This is a genomic window from Adhaeribacter arboris (assembly GCF_003023845.1).
Taxonomy (GTDB): Bacteria; Bacteroidota; Bacteroidia; order Cytophagales; family Hymenobacteraceae; genus Adhaeribacter; species Adhaeribacter arboris.
This window is the reverse complement of the sequence record NZ_PYFT01000001.1, coordinates 4,405,921-4,430,838: the sequence shown is the minus strand read 5'-3', so window position 1 is coordinate 4,430,838 and position 24,918 is coordinate 4,405,921. Positions and strand designations below refer to the sequence as shown.

The 24,918-nt window shown below is 43.2% G+C and carries 21 protein-coding genes; 12 read left to right on the top strand and 9 right to left on the bottom strand.

Annotation, left to right across the window (positions count from 1 at the left end):
* The first annotated feature begins 97 nt into the window (after positions 1 to 97).
* On the top strand, positions 98 to 1,762 hold the full coding sequence (locus tag AHMF7605_RS18055; protein ID WP_106931446.1) for a carboxylesterase/lipase family protein: 1,665 nt from the start codon (positions 98 to 100) through the stop codon (positions 1,760 to 1,762).
* Positions 1,763 to 1,950: 188 nt separating this feature from the next.
* Here AHMF7605_RS18055 and AHMF7605_RS18050 read toward each other — a convergent pair whose 3' ends face one another.
* The 6 genes from AHMF7605_RS18050 to AHMF7605_RS18030 all read right to left on the bottom strand — a co-directional run bounded on the left by AHMF7605_RS18050 (position 1,951) and on the right by AHMF7605_RS18030 (position 8,698).
* On the bottom strand, positions 1,951 to 2,976 hold the full coding sequence (locus AHMF7605_RS18050) for a glycoside hydrolase family 5 protein (RefSeq protein WP_106931445.1): 1,026 nt from the start codon (positions 2,974 to 2,976) through the stop codon (positions 1,951 to 1,953).
* Between the two features lie 145 nt (positions 2,977 to 3,121).
* Positions 3,122 to 4,270 carry a glycoside hydrolase family 15 protein gene (locus AHMF7605_RS30980; RefSeq protein ID WP_317046551.1) on the bottom strand — a complete coding sequence of 383 codons (1,149 nt, stop codon included), beginning with the start codon at positions 4,268 to 4,270 and terminating at the stop codon, positions 3,122 to 3,124.
* A complete protein-coding gene (locus AHMF7605_RS30975) occupies positions 4,267 to 4,953 on the bottom strand; it encodes a trehalase-like domain-containing protein (protein WP_317046550.1) in 687 nt (228 codons plus the stop codon). Before AHMF7605_RS30975 ends, AHMF7605_RS30980 begins: the two co-directional genes overlap by 4 nt.
* A 682-nt stretch (positions 4,954 to 5,635) precedes the next feature.
* Positions 5,636 to 6,151: a DinB family protein gene (locus AHMF7605_RS18040; RefSeq protein WP_233219177.1), complete on the bottom strand. Its 516-nt coding sequence runs from the start codon at positions 6,149 to 6,151 to the stop codon at positions 5,636 to 5,638.
* A gap of 487 nt (positions 6,152 to 6,638) precedes the next feature.
* On the bottom strand, positions 6,639 to 7,145 hold the full coding sequence (locus AHMF7605_RS18035; protein WP_106931444.1) for a DUF6265 family protein: 507 nt from the start codon (positions 7,143 to 7,145) through the stop codon (positions 6,639 to 6,641).
* Positions 7,146 to 7,591: 446 nt separating this feature from the next.
* Positions 7,592 to 8,698, bottom strand: a complete 1,107-nt coding sequence (locus AHMF7605_RS18030; RefSeq protein WP_106931443.1) for a Gfo/Idh/MocA family protein — start codon at positions 8,696 to 8,698, stop codon at positions 7,592 to 7,594.
* 390 nt (positions 8,699 to 9,088) lie between these two features.
* Here AHMF7605_RS18030 and AHMF7605_RS18025 point away from each other — a divergent pair, with 390 nt between their 5' ends.
* A complete protein-coding gene (locus tag AHMF7605_RS18025; RefSeq protein ID WP_106933524.1) occupies positions 9,089 to 10,639 on the top strand; it encodes a M20/M25/M40 family metallo-hydrolase in 1,551 nt (516 codons plus the stop codon).
* Between the two features lie 79 nt (positions 10,640 to 10,718).
* The gene (locus tag AHMF7605_RS18020) at positions 10,719 to 11,207 is read left to right on the top strand and encodes a DUF416 family protein (protein WP_106931442.1); all 489 of its coding nucleotides are present in this window, start codon (positions 10,719 to 10,721) and stop codon (positions 11,205 to 11,207) included.
* A 214-nt stretch (positions 11,208 to 11,421) separates the two neighbouring features.
* Here AHMF7605_RS18020 and AHMF7605_RS18015 read toward each other — a convergent pair whose 3' ends face one another.
* Entirely contained in the window at positions 11,422 to 11,880 is a 459-nt protein-coding gene (locus AHMF7605_RS18015; protein ID WP_106931441.1) for a hypothetical protein, read from the bottom strand.
* Between the two features lie 236 nt (positions 11,881 to 12,116).
* On the opposite strand from AHMF7605_RS18015, the gene AHMF7605_RS18010 reads away from it, so the two are divergent.
* Positions 12,117 to 13,181, top strand: coding sequence for a sensor histidine kinase (locus tag AHMF7605_RS18010; RefSeq protein ID WP_106931440.1), 1,065 nt, complete (start codon positions 12,117 to 12,119; stop codon positions 13,179 to 13,181).
* A gap of 22 nt (positions 13,182 to 13,203) precedes the next feature.
* On the top strand, positions 13,204 to 13,908 hold the full coding sequence (locus AHMF7605_RS18005; protein ID WP_106931439.1) for a LytR/AlgR family response regulator transcription factor: 705 nt from the start codon (positions 13,204 to 13,206) through the stop codon (positions 13,906 to 13,908).
* Between the two features lie 184 nt (positions 13,909 to 14,092).
* Here AHMF7605_RS18005 and fumC read toward each other — a convergent pair whose 3' ends face one another.
* Positions 14,093 to 15,493, bottom strand: coding sequence for a class II fumarate hydratase (fumC, locus tag AHMF7605_RS18000; RefSeq protein ID WP_106931438.1), 1,401 nt, complete (start codon positions 15,491 to 15,493; stop codon positions 14,093 to 14,095).
* A 339-nt stretch (positions 15,494 to 15,832) separates the two neighbouring features.
* Positions 15,833 to 16,417: a hypothetical protein gene (locus tag AHMF7605_RS17995; protein WP_106931437.1), complete on the bottom strand. Its 585-nt coding sequence runs from the start codon at positions 16,415 to 16,417 to the stop codon at positions 15,833 to 15,835.
* Between the two features lie 315 nt (positions 16,418 to 16,732).
* On the opposite strand from AHMF7605_RS17995, the gene AHMF7605_RS17990 reads away from it, so the two are divergent.
* The 7 genes from AHMF7605_RS17990 to AHMF7605_RS17960 all read left to right on the top strand — a co-directional run bounded on the left by AHMF7605_RS17990 (position 16,733) and on the right by AHMF7605_RS17960 (position 24,810).
* A complete protein-coding gene (locus AHMF7605_RS17990) occupies positions 16,733 to 17,593 on the top strand; it encodes a sugar phosphate isomerase/epimerase family protein (RefSeq protein WP_106931436.1) in 861 nt (286 codons plus the stop codon).
* Between the two features lie 60 nt (positions 17,594 to 17,653).
* Positions 17,654 to 18,901: an MFS transporter gene (locus AHMF7605_RS17985; RefSeq protein WP_199200260.1), complete on the top strand. Its 1,248-nt coding sequence runs from the start codon at positions 17,654 to 17,656 to the stop codon at positions 18,899 to 18,901.
* Positions 18,902 to 19,035: 134 nt separating this feature from the next.
* Complete coding sequence (locus tag AHMF7605_RS17980) at positions 19,036 to 19,647, top strand: hypothetical protein (protein WP_106931435.1); 612 nt, start codon at positions 19,036 to 19,038, stop codon at positions 19,645 to 19,647.
* A gap of 268 nt (positions 19,648 to 19,915) precedes the next feature.
* The gene (gene radA / locus AHMF7605_RS17975) at positions 19,916 to 21,292 is read left to right on the top strand and encodes a DNA repair protein RadA (protein WP_106931434.1); all 1,377 of its coding nucleotides are present in this window, start codon (positions 19,916 to 19,918) and stop codon (positions 21,290 to 21,292) included.
* 1,034 nt (positions 21,293 to 22,326) lie between these two features.
* A complete protein-coding gene (locus AHMF7605_RS17970; RefSeq protein WP_106931433.1) occupies positions 22,327 to 23,349 on the top strand; it encodes a radical SAM protein in 1,023 nt (340 codons plus the stop codon).
* A gap of 95 nt (positions 23,350 to 23,444) precedes the next feature.
* Positions 23,445 to 23,864: a putative signal transducing protein gene (locus tag AHMF7605_RS17965; protein WP_106931432.1), complete on the top strand. Its 420-nt coding sequence runs from the start codon at positions 23,445 to 23,447 to the stop codon at positions 23,862 to 23,864.
* A gap of 4 nt (positions 23,865 to 23,868) precedes the next feature.
* Complete coding sequence (locus AHMF7605_RS17960; RefSeq protein ID WP_106931431.1) at positions 23,869 to 24,810, top strand: mechanosensitive ion channel family protein; 942 nt, start codon at positions 23,869 to 23,871, stop codon at positions 24,808 to 24,810.
* Positions 24,811 to 24,918 lie beyond the last annotated feature (108 nt).

The window sequence follows — 24,918 nt, the reverse complement described above, 5'->3', positions numbered from 1 at the left end:
TTGGGGGTTATAAAAAACGGAATTGTTGCGGCGAGTACTTTCTATTCTTCTGATTTTATCTTGAGTATACCCTATAACGCATTTAATTTTAAATTTAATGGTAAATAACCGTAGAAGTTTTCTGCAAAAGCTTGGTTTAGGTACTACTGCCTTTGGTCTGAGCACTGCTTTTTCGTTGCCCTCGCTAGCTGGTTCCACTAAAGTAAAAAAGGAAGAAGAGGATCAAATACTCTTTATTGGCGAGAAAATAGCAATAGCTAATACCGCTTATGGAAAAGTAAGAGGTTTTAAGTTAAGAGGCATTTATACGTACCTGGGCATTCCGTACGGCGCGGATACTTCCGGCGAAAACCGGTTTATGCCGCCGAAAAAACCAACTCCCTGGACCGATGTAAAACCTACTATCTGGTGGGGAAACACCGCCCCGCAAAACATGGAGAAAAGGTATGCCGACCCCATAAGCTCTTTTATCGACCACTGGAATTACGACGATGTGAGCGAAGATTGTTTGCGCCTGAACGTGTGGACACCTGCTATTGCGGACGGCAAAAAACGGCCGGTAATTGTGTGGTTGCACGGCGGTGGTTATACCAACGGCAATGCCATTGAGCAGGACGGTTACCACGGCGAAAATATCAGCCGGCGCGGCGATGTGGTGTATGTTTCGATTAATCACCGTTTAGGACCCATGGGATTCGCCAATTTTGCCGGTGCCAATGCCACCAAGTACGCGGCTTCGGGTAACGTTGGTATGTTGGATTGTGTAGCGGCTCTGGAATGGGTAAAAGCGAATATCACCAACTTCGGTGGCGACCCAGGTAGCGTAACTATTATTGGCCAATCCGGAGGTGGCGGTAAAGTTTGTACCTTAATGGCCATGCCTTCGGCAAAAGGCTTATTTCATAAAGGAGTAGCATTAAGTGGAGCTACTTTAAAAGTTACGGAAAAAGAAACTTCCGAAAAGCTAGGTTCTTATATTTTGCAGGAAGCCGGTTTAACTAAGGACCAGGTTGATAAACTGCAAACTTTACCCTGGAAAGAATACTACGAAATAGCTACCCGGGCGAGTAAAAAGTTAGCCGATGAGATGAAAGCTGCTGGTAAACGGGGCGGTAACTGGGCGCCAGTGGCCGATGGTAATTTTCTACCACAGCATCCTTTCGATCCGGTAGCCTCTCCCCTGTCAGCCGACGTTCCGTTAATTTTGTGCTCTACGCTGAATGAGTCCTCGCCAAGCCGCTCCGATGCTTCTCTGGAAAATATTACTCTGGATGCCGTAAAAGAAAAAGTGAAAGAACGCTTCGGCGATAATGCTGGCAAAGTAATCGACTCTTACGCCAAAGCTTTCCCCGAAAGAAAACCCATTGAAATCTGGTCGATGGCCGTGAGTAACCGACAGAATGTAGTGGCATTGGCCAATGCTAAGTCCAAGCAAAAAGCGCCGGTGTATGTGGCCTGGTTTGGCTGGCAGCCGCCATTATTCGATAACCGGATGCGCGCTTTCCATTGCAGCGATATCAGTTTCTGGTTTTATAATACCGATTTAATGTATACCCATACCGGTGGTGGTTCACGACCCCGGAAATTATCGGCAAAAATGGCGGATTCTTTCTTAAAATTTGCACGCACCGGTAACCCGAACGGCGGCGGTCTGCCCACCTGGCCTAAATACACCCCCGAAAACGGCGAAACCATGTTCCTGGACGATACGCCGGTGATTAAAAACGACCCGGACCGCGAAGCCCGTAAAGCTTTAGCGTAGTATATTTAGAATTAAGAAGTATTTATTTCTGGTTGAGGGTAGAGTCCGGTAACGCAAACTCTACCCTTTTTTGGACATTACATTTCCCAATTGTTAGATTTAGGCAGAATAGATAAAAAAACGCTAATCAGGATAGCTTTTTACTAATTCCACCAGATTACTGCCTTCACTTCCACTTACCAGAAAAACTATTGCTTCCTGTATTTCTGTAAAGCCGCTTTAAAGTAGCGGCCTTGGCGGGTAGGAGTAAATTTCCAATCGCTGAATAGCATGGGCGCCCACTGTGGATCGAACACCCAGACAGTGTAGGAAATACCATTGGCATCGGCGTATTTGGTTATGGCATCGCCGTACGATTCATCGCTAATAACGGGCACGTGGGCGCCTTTGTCATCGGGACCGCAGAAGCCAATTTCGGTTAAAATTACCGGGTATTTTTTAGCTACGTTGCCCCAATCCAAGGCCCATTGTGGTTCCCATGGCTTTTCACGCTTCATAGGATACGGATGGCTAACGTAGGCAATTCCTGGAGCATTAATGGGGTCTTGGTTTACCGGCGTAAGGTCGTAAGCCCAGTTAAAACCAGCTACCAGCGGTACGGCCTGCGAACCGTTCGCTCTTATTACCACAATCATTTCTTCTACGAGTTCTTTCCATTGCGGCCAGGTGCAGGTACCGGCTTGTCCGCCCATAACGGTAGGTTCGTTAAACAACTCAAACATAGCTACAGTGGTATTTCCTTTATAATGCTTGGCTAGGATGCGCCAGAATTCTAAAGTTTCTTTTTTGGTAGTTTCGTACATCTGGTTCTGGTACAACTCGGAGCGCAGATTGCCGATGCTGTGCCAGTCAATAATCACGTACAAACCTAATTCGGTGGCCCATTGTACGCCTTGGTCGAGTAGTTTAATATAATTCTCCGGACCTTGCTTGCGCCAGGCATTCGGGTGAACCGGGAACCGCACAACGTTAGCACCCCAGCTTTTCATCACTTCAAAATATTCTTTGTTCCAGTGACCATCGCGCTGCAGTTTATCCGGGTCGCTGGTATCCAAGCCTCTAAAAACAATAGTTTTACCTCCGGTAGTTACAAACTTATTTCCCTGCACGCTTATCAACGGTAAAGAAGAGGGTGTTTGAGCAAAAGAAATTCTAGCGGTTAAAAACAGTAGACAAAGCAGAGTAATCTGTAGAGTAGTTCTTATTCTCATCATTAAATTTAAACCGGTTAATTATTTAATCTGAAAGATAAGATGAATTATAGAGAGAAGATAGGCGGTACAAATAAATTTAAGGATTTTTGATAAGCTTCGTTAGTAGCTTTAATAAAGCTTATCATTAAAAATTCAGCTTTAACGCCTAGCCTGAGTAACGACGGTTATCTTTGTTTCTACTGTTGTTTAATTGCCGGTCCAGATTATAGGCGGCACTGATTAAGCCCATGTGGGTAAAAGCTTGCGGAAAGTTGCCCAAATGTTCGCCCTGAAAGCCTAATTGCTCAGAATATAGCCCCAGGTGATTGGCATAGCCCAGCATTTTTTCAAAGTAAAACCGGGCTTTTTCTAGTTCACCGGCCCGGGATAAGCACTCTACGTACCAAAAAGTACACATCGAAAATGTTCCCTCTCTGCTGATTAATCCATCGGGAGCGGCCGATTCCGGATTATACCGGTAAACCAGCGAATCCGAAACGAGTTCCTGTTCAATTCTTTTTAACGTGGATAACCATTTAGGGTCTTTGGGGCTGATAAACCGGATAAGAGGCATTAACAGCGAAGAGGCATCTACGGTAGCCGAGCCGGGATACTGCATAAATGCTGCTTTTTCCGGGTTCCAAAAATCAGTGAAAATGCTGTTGAAAATAGTATCTCTTTCTTTGCGCCAGTTTTCGTTTAAAGGGAAAGAGCGGGTTTCAGCAATTTTAATGGCGCGGTCCAGCGCTACCCAGCACAATAAACGGGAGTAAAGAAAACTTTTCTGCCCACCTCTTACTTCCCAAATACCTTCGTCGGGTTGGTTCCAGTTTTGGCTGAGCCAGTTAATATGTTCTTCCAGATTTCTCCAGAAATCGTACGAGATGGGGTCACCGTATTTATTATACAGGTAAACGGAGTCCATGAGCTCGCCGTAGATATCCAGTTGCAGTTGGCTGTAAGCATTATTGCCAATCCGGATCGGTGCCGATTGCTGATATCCTTCCAGATTTTCCAGGATGGTTTCTTTTAGCTGTCGCTTGCCGTCGATGGAGTACATAATGCCCAGCCGGTTTTTACCTTTCACATTCTGGCAGAGCTTTTCTATCCAGTTCATAAACGCCCCAGCTTCTTTCGTATAACCCAGCCGGATAAAAGCATATACCGTAAAAGAGGCATCACGAATCCAGGTGTAGCGGTAATCCCAGTTTCTTTTACCTCTAATACTTTCGGGTAAACTAAAAGTGGGAGCGGCAATGATGGAACCGTACTTATAAGACGTAAGCAGTTTTAAAACTAAGGCCGAGCGATTCACGGTATCCAGCCATCTGCCTTTATAATTAGATTGGGCAATCCAATCTTTCCAGTAATTAACCGTTCTGAAAAGGCTTTCCGTAATAAAATCTTCAAAATTCTTTTCCTGAACCTGATTTTATCGATATGCTCTAAAAGAAAATCGGCGGTTTGGCTGGGCGATAAAGTAAATTCGGCTACTACATCGCCTTTTTCAATTCTGAGCGGCACCGAACTCATTAATTTTAGAATGGTTTTATCGGGACCATTGCTGGTAAATATTACTTCCGTTTCGGATGTAGCTTCTACCGTATGGCTGCTGCGAGCATAATTAAATCGGGGCTGGCAGCGCATGGTGTACCTTACTTCTCCGCGCACGGTAGTTACTCGTCTGATTAATTCTTTTCCGTTGTAGAGTTCTTCGACTGGCATAAAGTCGGTTACTTCTCCTACTCCATCCGGCGATAAAAAACGGGTAAGCAATACGTTGGTATCGGGTAAGTAAATCTGTTTCGTTTTCATTTGGGCAAACTCCGGTTTTATCCAAAAGCTTCCCCCTTTTCCTTCATCCAACAAAGCGGCAAAGATGCTAGGCGAATCAAAATCAGGAAAACACATAAAATCGATGGAGCCATTTAAGCCCACCAGGGCAACCGTATTTAAATCTCCTATAATCCCGTAGTTTTCTATTGGTTGATAACTCATGCTTTACCGTACGTTTGCTCTAAGTAACGCAATTATCCGTGTGGTGTTCGGGAGCGCTGCCAGGAGTTACTTATAAAGAGAATAGTAAAGTAATTTTTTGTCTGGATGGAAGGGATTTGATTAAGCGCAACTTCCATTAGTGCCATTATAAACCGGTTTATAGAACAACTATTGCTGCCGCCAGTAAAGTAATATAGGTTTGCATAAGGTTTTAGATAGAAGAAGGATAAAGCTACAGATAGCAATGTAGCCTGATATAATAGCTTATAACGTTAAGAATATAAATCAACAGGTTAATAAAAGTTTTTCTGTGGAGCCTTTTCAAGTCTCCATTTAGCGGTGCTGATGCGGTTTTGTAAGTCCGTGTTTGCCTCGTGGCCGGCGGGCCTCGTTTGGCTCTTCCGGGCTGGTCTAAGCTTCCTTTCCTCGTGCCTCGGAATTCTGCTACGCAGAACCAGAACCTTAGAAGGCCCTCCACAGCCAAACTGGTGTCATTTCTTTTTAGCTACCTGGTTATGGCACATAACGAAAATGGAAGCCGTAAATACGTATCCTTATTTCATTTGGTAATAGAGGAAATAAGTTAACCTTTTAAAAGGGTGAGTTTTTAAATTTTGGCAAAGCAAAGGGCTGTTTCGTAGTAAGAAACAGCCCTTTGCTTTTACTTGATATTAATATTCGGCTAGAAATTCATTTCGTCGGCGCTAGGTCCGTAGCTGCCCGGAATAGGAATATTTAATAATCGTAGGTAAACGCCTAATTGCGCCCGGTGATGAATAAGCTGGCTTAGGGCATGGCGGATAACTTCGTATTTGGTATAAACCGCGTAAACCTGCTCCCCGTCGCGTAAAGTCCAGGTAGGTAATAAATCTTCTTCGGTAGCTTTGCTGAGAGATTCGGTGCCGGAGGCAATAGACTTTTCTAAAATTTGCAGCAATTCAGCCGTATTTTTTACCTCCGTAGGCGTATAAGGCTGCGCGCTGAAATCCAGTTCGTCGGTGTTCAGGGCCATAGTTATCCACGACGGTAAATCGGCGATATGCGTAGCCAACTGCTTTATGGTCATGCTTTTGGGGTGCGGTTGCCAGTCGTATTTATCATCCGGAATACGGGATAACATTTTGCGGGTAGTTTCCGCTTCCTGGGCCAATTCTTTCGGCAGCAAATCGAGGACAGACAAAGTTTGAATTTCAGGCATAGCTTTTAAGTTTTAGTGGTATGCTACAAAGTAAATAACCCCCACTGACAACCCTATGGCAGTGTGTTTTTAAATCAGAAAGAATATTTGAAATATGTTCAACTGGTACATCTATACTAAAGGAAAATAAAAGGAGAGATAATATTGAATTCTATTTTCATTCCTTCTATATGGTAAAAAAAGCAGCTAAGAAAAACTGACACCAGTTTGGCTGTCGAGGACCTTTTAGCGTTCCGGTGCCGAGGAACGAGGCATGGCGCAACGAAGTGAGCCAAGGTTCGCTAAACCGTCTGAGAGAGCCAAGCGAGGCCCGCCGGCTATGAGGCAGACTTAGGCTGTTCAAACCGCATTAGCACCGCTGTCTGGAGACTTGGAAAGTCTCCAAAGACAAACTCTTCTCTACTGTAATAATAAAAAAATACGCCTAACCACTTTTTAAGGTGATTAGGCGTTTGAGTCTGAAAGAAGAAAATATAGTATTAAAAAATTATTTAGCGCGATTAAACACAAACAAGTCCTTAAATACCCACTTACCATCTTGTTGGTTGCCGCGAGCAATTACAAACTGGTTAGGTGAGCGCTTTTCGTACAAAATTCGCAGATCTTCCCCTTCTTTCTGAAAAATAGCTTTGTCTTTACTCGCTTCCACAAAATTGTACCGGTCTTGTTTATCTTTTTCTTCGGTCCCAACTAAGCCCGGTTGAAAGTGTTTCACCAACGAAACCAGGCCCTGCGGTGATTGTTCGTAAGCGAGGATTTCGTACAAATCTGCTTTGCCGCCTTTCATCATGCGCATAAAACCTAGAATGTTACCGTTTTCCGGAGCCAGCCACACGCCATCAATTGTTCTGCCGTCGGCAGTAGTAGCTTTCCAGTTGCCCTGAATAAAGCTAACATCCGCAACGGAGCCTCCTTTTGGCTGGGTTTGACCATAAACGTGCGATAAAAATCCCGCAAAAACAGATACTAAAAGCAATGCATACATGCGTTTCATAGAAGCAGAAATTAGGTTAAATTTTAAAATTAAATAGACAAAACTGTTTTAATTGCTAGCTGAAATTAGAGTAATTCAGCATAAGAGTTTACTTGTTCCCATAGCTACGGCTATTGCCGTGTTTTCTAATAAAGTTGTTTCATCGCTCAGGTTCTATTCTTTTTATCTGAATACAAAGTAATAGGACTCCTGCTCTCATACTTAAAAACAAGACGATTTTCAACTCGCTGAACGCTCGAACAGGCTAGAGTTATAACTTGCATTGGGCTAAGGCTGTTTGTTGCAGAGCTGACTTTAAAATGGTAATTGGAAATTGATAAGTGGAGAGAGCTTTCCGTTTCGCCCGGCCGGAGGCCTCCCGGATAGTAGCCACGAGCGAAGACGCTCGCGCCAGTATCTTTTTTTATTTGTAGCAACTTTTCAACCTTTCCGCCTGTAACCACAAATTAAGCGGTTAAATTTACCTGCTTACCAGTAGCTGCCGACTTATAAATAGCTTCCACAATTCTTACATCGCGTAAACCTTCTTCCCCAGGCACCAGGAGGGGCTTGCGTTGCATAATAGATTGCGCATCGTCGTCCATTTGTTTGGCCTGCTGCCAAGGATTCTTATAAGGATGATTAATCTCTCCGAGCGGGCTGCTGCCCTTTACCCCATCGTAGGCCGAGTAAGGCGCCATTCTGATTTCTCCTTTTTCGCAGTTAATGTTCATAAAGTTTACGTTCTCTCCAAAGCTGCTTTTTATGTCGGCTAATACACCACCCGGAAATTCTAAAGTAGCTACTGCGGTTTCGGCCAAACCATTTTTATAGATTTCGGGGCGAGTGGTAGAGGTTTTTGCCATTACTACCGCCGTAGGCTCCATACCCGTACCCAGTCGGGCTCCTTGAATAGCATATACCCCCATATCGTGCATTACCCCGCCGCCCATTTCTTTTTGCTGTTTCCAGTGAGTGGTTCGGTCATCGCGATAACCGGCCGCGCATTTTAACGACTGCACTTTGCCTAATAATTGCTGCTTTACGATGCGGCGGTATTCTTGCGTGTTGGGTTCGTGCTGCAAACGGTACCCAATAGCCAATGGCTGCTTATTTTTCCGGCAAGCATCAATCATGGCCTGGCATTCTTCGGAGGTGACAGCCATGGGTTTTTCGCACCACACCGCTTTACCCGCATTGGCCGCCCGAACCACGTACTCCCGGTGCATAGAAGGGGGCAATACTACGTACACCACGTCAATAGCCGGATTATTGGCAATAGTGTCGAAATTTTGATAATTATAGATATTCTTATCCGGAATATTATACTTTTTCTTCCAGGTTTCGGCTTTATCCGGCGAGCCGGTTACAATACCCGCCAGGTAACAATGTTTCGTTTGCTGCAAAGCCGGAGCCAACAAATCGGTGCTGTAATAACCCAAACCAACCAAGGCTACTCCCAAACGGGTTTTCTGCGGATAGGTAGCGGCCAGCAAAGTATTTGGTGAAAACAAGGCGGTGGCGCTACTTAAAGCCAGAATTTTAAGGACGCCGCGGCGAGAAGTTAATGACATAGTTTTAAAAGTTTAAGTAGCTAGTAGCAAATGACCTAAATGAATACTTTTCTTCCTTAACCTAAAGCAGCCTTAAAAAAACATGTGTTTCTTTGGGCAAACTTAACAAAAGGGTTCTTTTTAAAAAAACAAGATAAGGATTTTACACTTTAAGCGCTACATTATATTTCTTTGATAGGCGCTTTTTTAGATTTAAGGAAGTGGTGAAAAACTGTTGCTAAGAAGCATCCGGAGTTAATTAGAACGCACTCAATTTACGGTAGGGGTTACATATCGAAAGCGCTGCGCAAGAATAATTGTACTCAGTTGAATAAAGGCAGATGAAAATTGGTTTTAATTAATTCTGTACCTTCGGCTTTTATCTGTTCGCGTATAATTCAGGTTATTTACATGAAAAAAAGAGTTATTTTATTTTATCTGCCTTTCCTTTTTTGGGGCAGCTTTGCGGTGGCACAAACCAAAGACCCCGTAGTAGAAGCTATCGTGAAAGAAGCAAACGAAAATTCACAATTAGAAAAGCTGGCGCACGAATTAGTAGATGTGATTGGTCCGAGGTTAGTGGGTACACCGCAAATGCAACAAGCCAACGATTGGGCAGTAGCCAAATACAAAGAGTGGAACATAAACGCGCATAACGAAAAATGGGGCGAATGGCGCGGCTGGCAACGGGGTATTTCGCACATCGACTTGGTATATCCGCGGACCGAATCGCTGGAAGGCATGCAACTAGCCTGGAGCCCCGGCATGAAAAAAGCGGTTACCGCCGAGCTGGTTATTATTCCGGACATCGCCGATTCTGTAGAATTTAAAAAATGGTTGCCGACCGTAAAAGGTAAATTCGTATTGATTTCGATGAACCAACCCACGGGCCGGCCGGATTACAACTGGCAGGAGTTTGCCAGAAAAGAATCTTTCGAGAAAATGAAAGCCGACCGTGCGGCCCAAACCGAGGCTTGGCGAAACCGCATTAATAAAACCGGTCGCACAGCACGTAGTTTATCCGTAGCTCTGGAAAAAGCCGGGGCAGCCGGCGTAGTTACCTGTAACTGGTCGAATGGCTTTGGCGTGAATAAAATATTTTCGGCTTACACCAAAAAAATACCCACCATCGATATTTCGCTGGAAGATTACGGCTTGCTTTACCGCCTCACCGAATCCGGCCACAAACCAAAAATCCGGGTACAAACCGAGGCGAAAGAAAAGGGCATAGTACCCACTTTTAACACCATTGCCGAAATAAAAGGCTCCGAAAAACCCAACGAATACGTTATTCTGTCGGCGCATTTTGATTCCTGGGACGGCGGCACCGGCGCCACCGATAATGGCACCGGCACCTTAACCATGATGGAAGCCATGCGCATTTTAAAGAAAGTGTACCCGAGCCCGAAACGCACCATTCTGGTAGGACACTGGGGCAGCGAAGAACAAGGCTTAAACGGTTCGCGCGCTTTCGTGGCCGATCACCCGGAAATTGTGCCGAACGTGCAAGCGGTGTTTAACCAGGACAATGGCACCGGCCGCGTGGTAAACTTAGCGGGACAAGGATTTCTACATTCGTATGAATATTTGGGTCGTTGGTTAACCCAAGTGCCCGAAGAAATCCGCTCGCCCATTCAAACCAGTTTTCCGGGTGCGCCGGGCACCGGCGGTTCGGATTTTGCTTCGTTTGTGGCGGCGGGAGTACCCGCGTTTTCTTTGAGTTCTTTAAACTGGTCGTACGGCACCTACACCTGGCACACCAACCGCGACACTTACGATAAAATTGTTTTTGACGATGTGCGCAGCAACGCCATTTTAACGGCTATTCTGGCGTATATGGCGAGCGAAGACCCGAATAAAACACCACGGGATAAAAGTGTTTTACCTATAAATCCGCAAACCGGGCAACCGGGTACCTGGCCGGAGCCACGGCAGCCTACCCGTAAAGGTGGTTTAGATTAGAGTTGTTGAATTGGTGGCTATTCCTAAGATTTTTACAGCGACAACTTAGCATTAAATATTAATAACTTACTAGAGTAGTATGATTACTTCTGAATTCCAAAATTACCTACTTGCTAATTTGCAGAAGTTACCTAGGGATCGAGTTATTGACTTTGCAAAAAATATTTGTGAACGTTTATTACCGTACTACAAAAACTTTAATGATAAATATGGTTGGGGAGATTTTGAACTGCTGAAAGAAGTTATTTCAACAGTTCAAAATCGAATACTAAAGCCTACCCAAATAAAGGAGTTAATTCACAAAGTTGATGCCGTTACTCCGGATACAGAAGACTTCGGAGATTATGATGGCAGTTACGCGTTAAATGCTAGTGTTGCTGTACTTGAGTTACTAGAATATTTAACTGATTATAAACTAGAACATATCCTCAACATTAGCACTTGTATTACTGATACAATTGACTTTGAATTAACTGAGCAAGATTTAACTTTAACAAATGAAGAGTTAATCAATCACCCAGTGCTAATAAACGAATTGACTCGGCAACTAGAAGTAACAAAAAGATAAAGAATCTTAACAAAGTTTATAGTAATCTATTCTAACGCTATTATAAAACTTTCAGTTATATAAAGGAGATAACCAGCTTAACAACAAAAAGCGGCCTTCTCGAAGGCCGCTTTTTTTAAATAATTCTATTCTGTGGGCTATCAACCATGGACTATCGACTAATAACTAACCCTGCAAACTTCCGGTCATATCTTCTCGACAACAAGCAATGCCATTAAAACCGAAGCATAGAAAGCATTTCTCCTTTTGGCAATTCCCGGGCGGTATAGACCAGACTAAGTTCCTGGTTGGCGTGTTTTTTTTCTAGTTGCAGTAGTTCTTTTACGGCGATGGTCATGGTTAAATTCGAGCCGGTAGCATCGGCAAATTCCCATTTTTTTACTACTTTCCCTTTCTTATCCTGCAGCGCTACGCTCCGGCTCGTGCCCGCGCCGTTTTTGATAGTACAATGGTTATAATGGATGCGGAGTTGATCGGTTTCCTGGGCCGACCGCAGCGCGAGCACCCTTAAGTCTAAAGGTTGGTTTACCCATTGTTTTAAAATGAGTTTATCATTCAAATAAATCGAGTAACTGTCCAGCCCAAACTTAGGAGTGAAACTAAAGGCCGTGAAGCCTAAAATTAGCAGCGTAAATAGCTTGATAAACGCCTGATTCATTTTAATCTTTTTCATAAGGTTAATTTTTAAGTAAATTTTTAAATTTCTTATCCTAAATTAACCTAAAGCGTTGGCAATCAAAAAAATAGTAGACCAACAACCAAAATAGTAGATATTGGCTGCTTCTATTTATATTCATCTACTTTTTAAGTAGTTGGTCGATCTAATTTCGCGGCCTGCCTGCTTTTCGTTTCTTTTACAATAAAGCAATACTGTACTTAGTACCCATACCGCTTCTTTACGCCATCCTGATGGATTTGCTGGATAGAACCTTTAAACTACCGTTTTCAAATCGCGGCGTTTCGCTGAAATACGCCTTGGTTCATGGCGCCTATTGGGTACTGATTACCGGATTCTTTATCTATGAGAAAAAGTACCTGATTCAGAAAGCTAATTTGCCTTATTTTATTATCTGCGTGGCCGGCCGGGTGGGCCTCCTGATCGGGATTGCTTACCTGAACCTCCAGTACTTTTTACCCCGGTTTCTTTTAAAAAAGCGTTATGGAGTCTATTTTGCAGCGGTTATTTTTTCCGTGCTCGGGTATTTAATCGTGCAAAGTTTGTTTGATTATTATTTGTACGGGTACGTAGTAGGCCCGCTACGCGATAGCCGTTTGCTGGGAACTTTATCCTACAATTTTTTTAGCACCTTATGGTATCTCGGTTTAATGCTCGCCCTTAAATTAAGCCTGGACTGGTACGGGCAGCAACTCCTCATTCAGAAAATTACGGTAGAAAAATTAAACGCGGAGGTTGATTTTCTGCGTGCCCAAATCAACCCGCATTTCTTGTTTAATATCCTGAATAACCTGTATGCGCTAACGCTTAAAAAATCCGAGATGGCTCCGGAGGTGGTGCTCAAGCTAGCCGACCTGATGGAATACATGTTGTATGATAGTACCGCTGAAAAGGTGCTGCTGGAGAAAGAAGTCGCTTATCTGCGCCACTACTTCGAACTGGAACAACTCCGGTTTAATGGCCACTCAGCCATGCATTTGAACATTAATGCAAACTGCAACGGGCAGGAAATTGCCCCCTTGCTATTGCTGCCTCTGGTAGAAAATGCGTCTAAACACGGGCTTAGCACCCAAAATGAAAATGGCTGGTTAAACGTGAATATCGACCTGCATCAATCAACCCTGACGGTGGTGGTCGAGAATGCAATAGCACCTGCAGTTAGCCGGAAAAGTAAAGGCGGAATAGGGCTCGGCAACTTACGAAAGCGTCTGGAACTGCTCTATCCGGCGCGGCATAGCCTAAACCTGGAAAATAAAACAGACAGCTTTCTGGCCAGGCTGGTAATCGAACTCGCATAAATAAGATTAAGAAATAAAAGCTATGTTACGTATGGTGGTGGTGGATGATGAACCGCTCGCTTTGGAAGTACTGGAGAACTACTTAAAAAAAATGAGTGGTATTCAGTCCATAACCTTATTTAGCAAAGCCCGTGAGGCTTTACATTATTTAGAAAATCAAAAAGCGGATGTATTATTACTGGATATAGAAATGCCGGAAATAACCGGAATTGAGTTCCTGGAGAAGCTGTCCGATCCGCCTCTCACGATTTTTACAACCGCCTACCGTAATTACGCTTTTGAAGGATTTGAGCTAGGAGTCATTGACTTTTTATTAAAGCCGATTTCCTTTCAGCGGTTTTCCATTGCAATGGATAAGGTGCAAGACTTTCTTTCCCTTAAAAACAAAGACACTCAATTGGATTCGGGGGACCCTGCTCCGGAATTTATTTTCGTAAAAAGCGGGGTAAACAAAATTAAACTTTACTTTAGTGAGGTAACCCATATTCAAGGACTAAAAGATTATGCGATTATTCATACCGCACAAGGAAAAATTGTTATTAAAGGGTCCATAAAAATGGTGCAGGAAATGTTTCCGTCAGCTCTTTTCATCCGGGTGCACAAATCCTTTCTCGTAGCAACTAAAACCATTAAGCGCATCGAACGGAATCGGATTGTCATAGGCACTTACCAGATTCCCATCGGCCGAAATTACCGGGAAGACGTGGAGAAAAGTATTGGGGTGTAAGTAGGTGTTGGTTATTGATTGTTAGTTGTTCGTTGTTCGTTGTTAGATAAATAAGCTTTTAGTAATTAAAAAAGCAGCCTCCATAAAGGCCGCTTTTTTATTGTTACTTCTATTTTTTCTATGGACTATCGCCCATCGTCTATCTGAATCCTTCTTCTGTGGACTATGGATTGTCGTCTATGGTCTAACCTTTCAAACTGCCCGTCATATCTTCCGGGCGCACCCACTCGGTAAACTGCTCATCGGTGACGTAGCCGGTTGAGATAGCGGCCTGACGCAAGGTAGTGCCTTCTTTGTGCGCTTTTTTGGCGATTTCGGCGGCTTTGTAGTAACCAATGTGCGGATTTAAGGCGGTTACCAGCATTAACGAATTTTCTAAGTGGCGCTGAATAATTTCGTGGTTGGCCTGGATGCCATCAGAACATTTTTGAGTAAACGATACGCAAGCATCGCCTAATAACCGGGCCGATTGCAGTACATTGGCTGCAATTAAAGGTTTAAACACGTTCAATTCAAAATGACCCATCGAGCCACCAATCGATACGGCTACATCGTTCCCCATTACCTGAGCACAAACCATGGTTAAAGCTTCCGGCTGGGTGGGATTCACTTTACCCGGCATAATGGAGGAACCCGGCTCGTTATCCGGAATAATAATTTCGCCGATGCCGCTACGCGGGCCCGAAGAAAGCATCCGGATATCGTTTCCTACTTTCATCAGGGAAACGGCAGTACGTTTTAAAGCGCCCGATAATTCTACCATAGCATCGTGGGCAGCTAAAGCTTCGAATTTGTTAGGTGCAGTTACAAACGGATAACCGGTAAAATCGGCAATTTTTTGCGCTACCAATACATCGTAACCTTGCGGCGTATTCAGGCCGGTACCTACAGCGGTTCCACCCAACGCTAACTCTTTTACTACTTCCAAGGCATTTTTAACCGCCCGCATACTGTTATCTATTTGCTGCACGTATCCCGAAAATTCCTGACCCAGGGTAAGCGGGGTAGCATCCATAAAGTGCGTGCGGCCGGTTTTTACGACGTCTTTAAATTCCGCTACTTTGCGTTGCAGCGAATCGCGCAGGGTTTGCAGACCGGGTAAAGTAATTTCGGCTACTTGCTTGTAAGCTGCAATGTGCATCGCAGTTGGGAAAGTATCGTTCGACGACTGCGATTTATTTACGTCGTCGTTGGGATTGATTTGCTTTTTTTCGTCGTTTAAAGAACCGCCCAGTAACACGTGCGCCCGGTTGGCAATTACCTCGTTTACGTTCATGTTGCTTTGCGTACCCGAGCCGGTTTGCCAGATTACCAGCGGAAATTCATGGTCGTGCTGACCGGTTAAAATTTCGTCGCACACCTGGCTGATGATATCGCATTTATCTTGCGGCAATACGCCCAGTTCCAGGTTAGCGTGCGCGGCGGCTTTTTTCAGGTAAGCAAACGCGTACACAATTTCTTTGGGCATGCTGCCTTCCGGACCAATTTTAAAATTATTGCGCGAACGCTCGGTTTGCGCGCCCCAATATTTATCGGCGGGCACGTTTACCGGCCCCATGGTATCTTTTTCTACGCGAAATTCCATATTTTTCTTTAAAGGTTAGTTTCTGCAAAACGGCTCGAAAGTAAAAAATAATTTTTGAAAGCCTTACGCCTCACTAGTAAAATAATACGATACGAAAAGATTCTGTTTACATCTTTTTGCCTGGTAAAGGTGGTGAATGTAAAAAATTATGTTTTAGCCTCTTAGTTAAATATACGCTGTATTCTTAAAGAAAGTAATCCGATAATACCAAGCAAAATATAAAAGCCCGATTCAGTTAAAGTTGAAACGGGCTCTTAAATTTAAATTTTGATTGTTTATAGTAACATAAGCCAATAGAAGTGTATTAAGTTCTTATCAACAAAGTTTTAAGGTTTTACTTTATAAGTAGTTCAGTAATAGTAAAACTAAACCAATTACTACTACTAAGCCGCCTAAACCATACAAGAACGGAACTACCAGGCCCAACAGAACCAGAATTAAACCAATTACTATTATTTTAATGGCGACATCATTGGTCACGGGTCCAGCGGCCTGTACTTTTTTAGTGTCCGCTTTCTTTAATTGTTTTATTTCTTTTTTTGCTTTTTTTACTTCTTTAAAAGCCGTTTTCAGAGCCGTTATTTTTTCTTTCCGGGTAATGGTTTTTGTTTCCGGAGCCGATACTGTGCGGGAAGATTTTGTTAATTCAGTTGCTAAGGTTTTTGCATTGATTTCGGCGGGTGCAGCAATGTTTTCCGCTGCAATGGCAGCAGCTTCGGAAGCTGCGCTGACCGTAATAGAATTAGCTGACGCATGGGTAGTACCAGCTACTTTAACGGGTTCTGCTGTTTTTTTATATTCCGTTGGATGATTAGAAAATAAAAGGCGCTGCGGCTCGCGGGTGCAGGAGCTAACCAGAAAGGCTAAAAGAACGGCGCCAAAAAAATTAACCGGACGGGCAAAAAGAAAGATAAAGTTTTTCATGAGAATAGCGGATTAAATAATTTAACCCTAATATACTGTTGCTTGAATAAAAAGGATTTATTTTTTGCCTTTCCAGAAAGTGTTTCCCGTGGAACAAAGTTAAATTCAAGCAACTAAATATGGAGCTAACCCATTCACCGGATTAAATTTTAGTAGCTGTTAAAGGAAAAGTATAGACTTGTAAAAATGGATCATGTACCGGAAACGTGCCTTTAATTAGCTAATTTTAACGATGCTTTTCTCGCTTAAAAAATCTGAATTAAAAAGCGGAATTATGGCGAAAAATGATTTCATTTGTTCAAACCCAAATACTTTATGACAAAAATAAGCCGTCGGGATTTTACTGCTTTGGCTGTAGCCGGAGTAACTGGATTATTAATTCCCCGTGGATTACGGGCCGCTAAACCGGGCGTAATTATTGGGGTGCAAAGTTATAGCTTCCGTGATCGTTCGCTGGACGAAGCTTTAACGGCCATGCAGGAAATTGGGCTGAAAAGCTGCGAACTCTGGAGCGGACACCTGGAACCTAAAGGTCTTTCGCGGGAGGAACTTGCCACGTGGCGAACCACAAAAGCCAATTCCTTTTGCCAGGAGGTAAAGCAGAAGTTTGCCCAATCCAAAATTAAAATTCAGGCGTTTAATTACTCGTTCCGGGAAGATTTTTCGGATGCCGAAATAGAACAAGGTTTTAAAATGGCCCAAGCTTTAGGTACCGATACCATTACCTGTTCCTCCACGGTAAAAGTTATGCCCCGGGTGGGTAAATACGCCAATCAGTATAAAATTAAAGTGGGCATGCACAACCACGACCACACCGAAGACCCGAATGAGTTCTCGACTCCCGAAAGTTTTGAGAAAGGTATGGAAGGTAGTAAATCTAATTATGTGCAGATGAATTTAGATATTGGTCACTTTACGGCCGCTAATTTTGACGCAGTAGAATACATTAAGCAGCATCACGCTAAAATTTTGTGCCTGCACATAAAAGACCGCAAGCGCGACCATGGCGCCAACTTGCCTTTCGGGGAGGGCGATACTCCTATTAAAGCGGTATTAACCTTACTGCGCGATAATAAATGGAATATTCCGGCTAATATTGAGTACGAATACAAAGGGGCTGATACGGTAACCGAAGTAAAAAAATGCTTTGATTATTGTCAGAAACAACTTGCTTAAAAGTTTTATAAATTAAAAAGGAGACCAGCCCGGCAGGACTGGTTTTCGCGTTTTTAGTGTATGATAACAACTTCCTCTCCTACTCAACCTTCTAAAATAAAACAATTGTTGCAGATACCGGTAATTGTAGCTGCCTTAGGTTATTTCGTGGATATTTACGATTTGCTGTTGTTTAGCATTGTGCGGGTACCCAGTTTAAAAGACATGGGACTAAGCGGCGATCAACTGCTCGAAGATGGTTTTTTTCTCATTAATACTCAAATGGCCGGCATGTTGGTAGGCGGGGTCTTGTGGGGCATTCTGGGGGATAAAAAGGGTAGATTATCGGTGTTGTTTGGCTCTATATTGCTGTACTCGCTGGCCAATATTGCCAACGGTTTTGCCACCAATGTTACCCAGTACGCTTTGCTGCGCTTTATTGCCGGTGTGGGCCTGGCCGGCGAATTAGGCGCCGGCATTACCTTAGTAGCTGAAATTCTGCCGAAAGAAATACGCGGCTACGGTACTTCGCTGGTAGCATCGGTCGGAATTTTAGGGGCGGTGCTGGCTTATTTTATGGCGGATTTGTTCGACTGGCGCGTTGCTTTTTTCATTGGCGGTGGTTTGGGCTTGTTGCTGCTGGTGCTGCGGTTCAGCGTTTTTGAATCCGGAATGTTTACGAACGTAAAGGAGCAAGAAGTAAAGCGGGGCAACTTTTTTCAATTATTTTCTTCGGGTAGTACTTTCATGAAATACCTGCGCTGCATTCTTATTGGTTTACCCATTTGGTTTGTAATTGGTGTGCTGGTTACGTTTTCGCCGGAATTTGCGGTAGCAATGGGCATTGCCGAGCCGGTACAAGCGGGTAAATCCGTCATGTTTGCGTACCTGGGGTTATCGGCAGGGGATTTAAGTTCCGGTTTAATTAGTCAGTATTTACGGAGCCGGAGAAAAGTTGTGTTGGGCTTTATTCTGCTAAGTATCGGGTGCGTGTTGGGATATTTGCTGGTTGATTTACCCAGCGCCGAAGTTGTTTATTTTGTTTGTATGGCTTTAGGCTTTTCAATTGGTTATTGGGCTTTATTCGTCACTATTGCGGCCGAGCAGTTTGGTACTAATATTAGAGCTACGGTAGCCACTACGGTTCCCAATTTTGTGCGGGGCAGTTTAATTCCGGTAATCTGGTTATTTGATTATTTTAAAACGCATGCCGGTCTGATGCAAAGCGGCTTAATTGTTGGGAGCCTCACCTTTATTATTGCCTTAGTTGCGCTTTGGGGTATGTCCGAAACTTTTGGTAAGGATCTGGATTTTATTGAAAAGCACTAAAGCCTCCTCCCTTTAATCAGGCAACATTTACGGTTATTCGGAGTACTTATTTAGAAATAGACGGTAATTTCGCCGAAAAGTACGCAGTTTAAGAAAAAGATTCGGCGAATTTTAAATTTTTTAATATCCGGTATATGGATGCATACTACGTCAATAAAATGGCGGCTAAAACGGAGGGGGAGTTACTGGAATATTTTTATAATCACGAGAAATATGTGCCGGCCGCTGTACTGGCTGCCGTTAACGAATTACAAAAACGGGGTCGCACCTTTACCGACACCGAATTAGCTACTTTAGAACCGGAGCGGCAAGCAGTTAGGAAAGCCGTCCTGGAAGAAATTGCCCAGAATGCCGGATCGGAGGAAGAAGCTGAAGAATTACCTCAGTTATACTCCCCTACCGCTATTTTAGGCTTTTCTATAATTTTCAATTTTTTATTCGGGGCTTTGTTGCTAGCTACTAACCTGCGGCAAATTGGCAACCGTAGAGGCAGCTGGGTAGTAATTGGTTTCAGCCTGTTTTTTATGTTTTTAGCGGTAACCTTGTACCAGGCAAAACACAGTTTAAGTTTATGGGCGGCGCTTAACATGGCCGGTGCCTTTATTTTAAACTATTACTTTTGGCCGAAATACGTGGGGGTTCAGCGAGCTTACGAAGCAAAACCTATTTGGCGGGCACTGATTATTTCCATCTTAATAGTATTGCCATTGATAGTTCTTTTAGCTTTATTTCCACCCCAGAAATAGTAGCTTTTATCCATTTACCTAAACATATAATTTAAACTTCTGTCCGTTTTGTGGAGCTACTGCTGTTTGAGTCACACCAAACTGAGTTAGTTCTGCCTGTTTTATCTCGGGCAATAATTGCCCGAAATCCTGCTATATTTATCGTAATCATTTGACGGAAAACCTCCAAAATTTTGTTCTATAAAGACGGATTTACTTGAATAGGAGCACTTAACTTTCCTGCATTCCCAGAGTTTTCCGCTACCTTTATTCACTCAGAAATTAGTAAATGGCAAAAATAAAAACCTCTTACTTCTGCCAAAACTGCGGGGCGCAATCAGCGAAATGGATTGGCCGGTGCCCGGCGTGCGGCGAATGGAATACCTACGTGGAAGAAGTAATACAGCGCGAAGAAGCGGCTGGTCCGGCCTCCTGGAAATCTTCCTCGTCGCTGCAAATTGCGAATAAACCCCGGCCCATTGCCGAAATCAGCTATTCCGAAGAATCACGGATTGATACCCACGACCAGGAATTAAACCGGGTGCTGGGTAGTGGCATTGTGCCCGGGTCCATGGTTTTAATTGGCGGTGAACCCGGCATTGGTAAATCCACGCTGATGCTGCAAATTGCCTTAAACCTGAAAAACCAACGGGTATTATATATATCCGGCGAGGAAAGCGAACAACAAATTAAAATGCGGGCGGAGCGCTTAGGCGTGCAGCATCCTAACTGTTTTATTTTAACCGAAACCGCTACCCAAAATATCTTTAAACAAATCGAGCAGTTACAACCCGAAGTATTAATTGTAGATTCTATTCAAACGCTGCATTCGGCTTTTATTGAAAGCGGCGCGGGTAGTATTTCGCAGGTACGGGAGTGTACCGCCGAATTGTTAAAATACGCCAAAGAAAGCGGCACCCCGGTATTTCTGATTGGGCATATTACCAAAGAAGGGAACCTGGCCGGACCAAAAATTCTGGAGCACATGGTAGATACCGTGCTGCAGTTTGAAGGCGACCGGCACATGACCTACCGCATTTTACGCACCACTAAAAACCGTTTCGGCTCTACTTCCGAGTTGGGTATTTACGAAATGCTGGGTACGGGTTTGCGCCAGGTAAGTAATCCTTCGGAAATATTAATCTCGCAGCGCGAAGAAAATTTTAGTGGTATTACTATTAGCGCTACGTTAGAAGGTAATCGGCCTTTACTCATTGAGGTACAGAGCCTCGTGAGCCCGGCTACGTATGGTACCCCGCAACGGTCTAGCACCGGCTACGATGCTAAACGATTAAATATGCTGCTGGCCGTTCTGGAAAAACGCGGCGGATTTAAATTAGGGGCGCAAGACGTGTTTTTAAATATTGCCGGGGGCATAAAAGTAGAAGATCCGGCCATTGATTTAGCCGTGTGCGCTTCTATATTATCGTCGTTCGAAGATTTGGCCATACCGCATACCACTTGTTTTGCCGCTGAAGTTGGTTTAAGTGGCGAAATACGGGCCGTAAACCGCATTGAAAACCGAATCACCGAAGCGGAAAAGTTAGGCTTCCAGGAAATTTATATTTCTAAGTTTAATTTAAAAGGGATTAATCTAAATCGTTTGGGTATTAAAGTAAACGCCGTTAGTAAACTCGAAGAAGTTTTAAGCTCTTTATTTGGATAATTACAGGATAAGCAGATAATTTTATCTCTAAATAAAAGCTTTATCTGTAAATATTTTGGATTATGGCGTAAATCTTCTATAGAGATTTCATATATTCGGGACAGATGGAGTTACTGTTCGTTCAAGTGGCTTGAACAGCAGAATTGATTTAGCGTCCTATTTTAATTAGGAAATTTTTATACATAAATAATTAATCCAATCCGAACGAAGCCCTGGTTTCCAATACGTGAAATCAGGGCTATTTTATGTATTCAGGTTTCCGCCTTATTTAAATTTAGTACCTTCTCTTCCATTAAAGAATAGCCATTCACTCCCTCTAATTTATAAATAGGTCAATACGTTTCAATCTTATTCTTCTAAAGTCGTACAAAGCTATCGGCTTGCTTTTAAGCGCAACAAAACTTAATCTTAAATTAAGAAAGATTAATGGTGCTATTAGATAAATAAATAGACTATTTCTTCTAATAAAATACTTTAACACGCCAGGATTTTAATCGTAGTAAAATGTTTACAAACAATAAAATGTAACGTATTATGGAATGGTATGAATGGCTTGCTTACGCCGTTATTCTAGCGGGCATTTACTTTATTATAATGAGAAACATCAATAAAGGAGGAAGCCCGAGAAACAGAAGGCGGAATAAACCTTTTTAGTAGTATTTGTTCTGCTTCTTGGTTGGTTCCTTTACCTACTTAGATTCCGGCGACTTTTATTTTTGACATTTATTGTATAGCACTTAAGTATATAATAGAGTATATAGTGGTTCATTAGTAATGCAAGCCCACCTTCTATTTAGAGCTTAGGCATTTCATTTAAAGCATCTAATTTTTCCCTACTTTTTAATTCAGTGTATCGCCGCAATATCGGTAAATCAAATTTAGCCGTCGGCGTTATCCTAGCAATCCATTTACTTGATTCGTATAAGTCCGTTTACTTATTTTCTAGGGAGATTATAAGTTTGTAAGGTACATTTTGCCAAGTTGCCGCTTAAACTCGTTACTTTGTTTAGATTAAACTTGGCGGCTCAATTACCATGACCGGAAAATTAACGGACACTCTGAATTTACTATCTAAACTAACCTGGCGACGGTTAGGTAATATGGGGCGGGTAGCCGGTAGCTATGTACTTTCTAAATGGACAAAAAAAGCAAGGCACTGGGGTAGCCCGATAAGTATTTCGTTTGAGCCTACTACTTCCTGTAATTTACGCTGTCCGGAGTGCCCCAGTGGTTTGCGGTCTTTTACCCGCCCAACTGGTATGTTACCCGACGATTTATTTAAAAACACTCTTGATCAACTACACCAGAATTTACTTTATTTAATTTTTTATTTTCAGGGGGAGCCTTACCTGCATCCCCGGTTTTTAGAATTAGTGAAGTATGCTGCCCGAAAAAAAATATACACGGCTACTTCTACTAACGCACATTATTTAACCGATGAAAACGCCCGGAAAACGGTAGAATCCGGTCTGGACCGGCTTATTATCTCCATCGATGGCACTACCCAGGAAACGTACCAGGCTTACCGGGTAGGCGGCAGCTTAGAAAAAGTACTGGAAGGCACCCATAACCTGATGAAATGGAAGAAACAATTAAAATCGAAAACGCCTTTTGTGGTTTTCCAGTTTTTGGTAGTGCGGCCCAACGAACATCAAGTAAAAGACATTAAACAATTAGCAAAAGAATTAGAAGTAGATGGTGTCTGGTTCAAAACGGCTCAAATCTATAATTACACCCAAGGCTCTCCCCTTATTCCTACCATTGATTATTATTCGCGTTACCAGAACAACGGGGATGGTAGTTACCAGATAAAAAATAAATTATTAAATCATTGCTGGCGCATGTGGCATTCCTGCGTTATTACTTGGGACGGCTTAGTGGTTCCGTGTTGTTTTGATAAAGACGCGGATTACCGGATGGGCGATTTAAAAAAAGAAGCTTTCCATTCGTTATGGCGAGGGGCTCATTACACTACATTCCGGCAGGCGGTTTTACAATCCAGAAGCCAGGTAGAGATGTGCAAAAACTGTACGGAAGGCACTAAGGTATGGGGATAAAATATTTTTACCTTATATTCTGTAGTACAATTCTGATTATTAAATATTTACTTCCTTACTACTTGGTTAGCTGAAGAGGTTTATCCACGCGCTATATGGCAAATAAACTAATGACGATTGCCACTTTCCCGGATGCGGTAAAAGCGCAAATCATGCGAGGCCGCCTGGAAGCGGAAGGTATTCCGGCTTTTATTGCCGATGAACATACCCTTACTAATCAGCCTTATTTGTATATGGCTTACGGGGGCGTGCGCTTACAAGTAATGGAAACCGATCAGGAGCGGGCTTTAGCCATTATCCAAACCCGCGAGCCCTTTACCGACTTAGCAACATCGCCCGATTTACAAGCCGATCAATGTCCCAACTGTCATTCCCGTCAGGTAGAAGAAGTAAAAACCCCAAATCAATCGATTCTAACTTTTCTGCGTAATCTATTCACCTCGGGAACAACCGGCATAAAAGTACGGCGGTTTAACTGCCGGAATTGCGGCTATAACTGGATAATGGAATTATAAATATATGAGCGAATTAGAAGCGGCCTTAGGTTTACTAATTAAAAAACTAGAGATATGGATGCGGCAGTTTGTGCTGATGCTGCCCAATATGGTAATTGCCCTTATTTTATTGTTTATCACGTATTACGTAGCCAAACAGGTTCGTCGGTTCACCGAGAAGTTATTACCCCGTATATCGCATAGTGCCGCTCTTAATAATCTTTTTGCTACGCTCGTGCAAACGGGAACCTTGCTGTTAGGAATTTTCTTTGTCCTCACTATTCTTAAGCTGGATAAAACGGTAACTACCATGCTGGCGGGGGTAGGTATTATTGGCTTGGCTTTAGGTTTTGCTTTTCAGGATATTGCGGCCAACTTTATTTCGGGGGTAATCATTGCCGTGCGTAAACCCTTTGGGGTAGGCGATGTAATTGAAACAAATGATTTTTTTGGTACCATTGAGCGCATCAACATGCGCACCATTGATTTGCGGCGAGTAACCGGTGAATTGGTAAAAGTGCCCAACCGCAAAGTATTTGAAAGCCCCATGGTTAATTATTCCCACTACGGTATCCGGCGCATTGATTTACGTATGGGCGTATCGTACGCCGAAGATCTGGAGCGGGTGCAAAGCATTGTAAAAGATGCCGTAACCGGAATAAAAGGAATGGTGGAAAACCGCGAAGTAGAAGTAGTTTACGACGAGTTTGGGGATAGCTCGATTAACTTTCTGGTGCGGTTCTGGATTCAGTATAAACGCCAAACCGATTACGTATACGCGAAAAGCGCGGCAATTATTAAAATAAAAAAAGCTTTCGATAACGGCAATATTCAGATTCCGTTTCCCATTCGGACTTTGGACTTTGCTATTAAAGGGGGCGAATCGCTGAATCAGCAACTAAGGGAAACCTTAGAAAAAGCCAGAAAGAATTCCTCGCAAAATGGCAAAAAAGAAGCGGAAGAATAAAAATTCTGCCGCTCTTGCAATATTTTTTAACAACTAGCCTAGCACTCCGTCAACGGCAAATTGGCGGGTGGCTTTACCTCCAACAGGATGACCTGCCATAAATAAAAA

Bases quoted from the DNA above. Each gene is read 5' to 3' on its own strand.
- AHMF7605_RS17990 (WP_106931436.1), top strand. From the start codon at position 16,733: ATGACAAAAATAAGCCGTCGGGATTTTACTGCTTTGGCTGTAGCCGGA.
- AHMF7605_RS18015 (WP_106931441.1), bottom strand. From the start codon at position 11,880: ATGAAAAAGATTAAAATGAATCAGGCGTTTATCAAGCTATTTACGCTG.
- AHMF7605_RS17960 (WP_106931431.1), top strand. From the start codon at position 23,869: ATGAGCGAATTAGAAGCGGCCTTAGGTTTACTAATTAAAAAACTAGAG.
- AHMF7605_RS18025 (WP_106933524.1), top strand. From the start codon at position 9,089: ATGAAAAAAAGAGTTATTTTATTTTATCTGCCTTTCCTTTTTTGGGGC.
- AHMF7605_RS18050 (WP_106931445.1), bottom strand. From the start codon at position 2,976: ATGATGAGAATAAGAACTACTCTACAGATTACTCTGCTTTGTCTACTG.
- fumC (WP_106931438.1), bottom strand. From the start codon at position 15,493: ATGGAATTTCGCGTAGAAAAAGATACCATGGGGCCGGTAAACGTGCCC.
- AHMF7605_RS17965 (WP_106931432.1), top strand. From the start codon at position 23,445: ATGGCAAATAAACTAATGACGATTGCCACTTTCCCGGATGCGGTAAAA.
- AHMF7605_RS30975 (WP_317046550.1), bottom strand. From the start codon at position 4,953: ATGAGTTATCAACCAATAGAAAACTACGGGATTATAGGAGATTTAAAT.
- AHMF7605_RS18010 (WP_106931440.1), top strand. From the start codon at position 12,117: ATGGATTTGCTGGATAGAACCTTTAAACTACCGTTTTCAAATCGCGGC.
- AHMF7605_RS18005 (WP_106931439.1), top strand. From the start codon at position 13,204: ATGTTACGTATGGTGGTGGTGGATGATGAACCGCTCGCTTTGGAAGTA.
- AHMF7605_RS18030 (WP_106931443.1), bottom strand. From the start codon at position 8,698: ATGTCATTAACTTCTCGCCGCGGCGTCCTTAAAATTCTGGCTTTAAGT.
- AHMF7605_RS17995 (WP_106931437.1), bottom strand. From the start codon at position 16,417: ATGAAAAACTTTATCTTTCTTTTTGCCCGTCCGGTTAATTTTTTTGGC.
- AHMF7605_RS17980 (WP_106931435.1), top strand. From the start codon at position 19,036: ATGGATGCATACTACGTCAATAAAATGGCGGCTAAAACGGAGGGGGAG.
- AHMF7605_RS17985 (WP_199200260.1), top strand. From the start codon at position 17,654: ATGATAACAACTTCCTCTCCTACTCAACCTTCTAAAATAAAACAATTG.
- AHMF7605_RS18020 (WP_106931442.1), top strand. From the start codon at position 10,719: ATGATTACTTCTGAATTCCAAAATTACCTACTTGCTAATTTGCAGAAG.
- AHMF7605_RS18055 (WP_106931446.1), top strand. From the start codon at position 98: ATGGTAAATAACCGTAGAAGTTTTCTGCAAAAGCTTGGTTTAGGTACT.
- AHMF7605_RS17970 (WP_106931433.1), top strand. From the start codon at position 22,327: ATGACCGGAAAATTAACGGACACTCTGAATTTACTATCTAAACTAACC.
- AHMF7605_RS18040 (WP_233219177.1), bottom strand. From the start codon at position 6,151: ATGCCTGAAATTCAAACTTTGTCTGTCCTCGATTTGCTGCCGAAAGAA.
- AHMF7605_RS18035 (WP_106931444.1), bottom strand. From the start codon at position 7,145: ATGAAACGCATGTATGCATTGCTTTTAGTATCTGTTTTTGCGGGATTT.
- radA (WP_106931434.1), top strand. From the start codon at position 19,916: ATGGCAAAAATAAAAACCTCTTACTTCTGCCAAAACTGCGGGGCGCAA.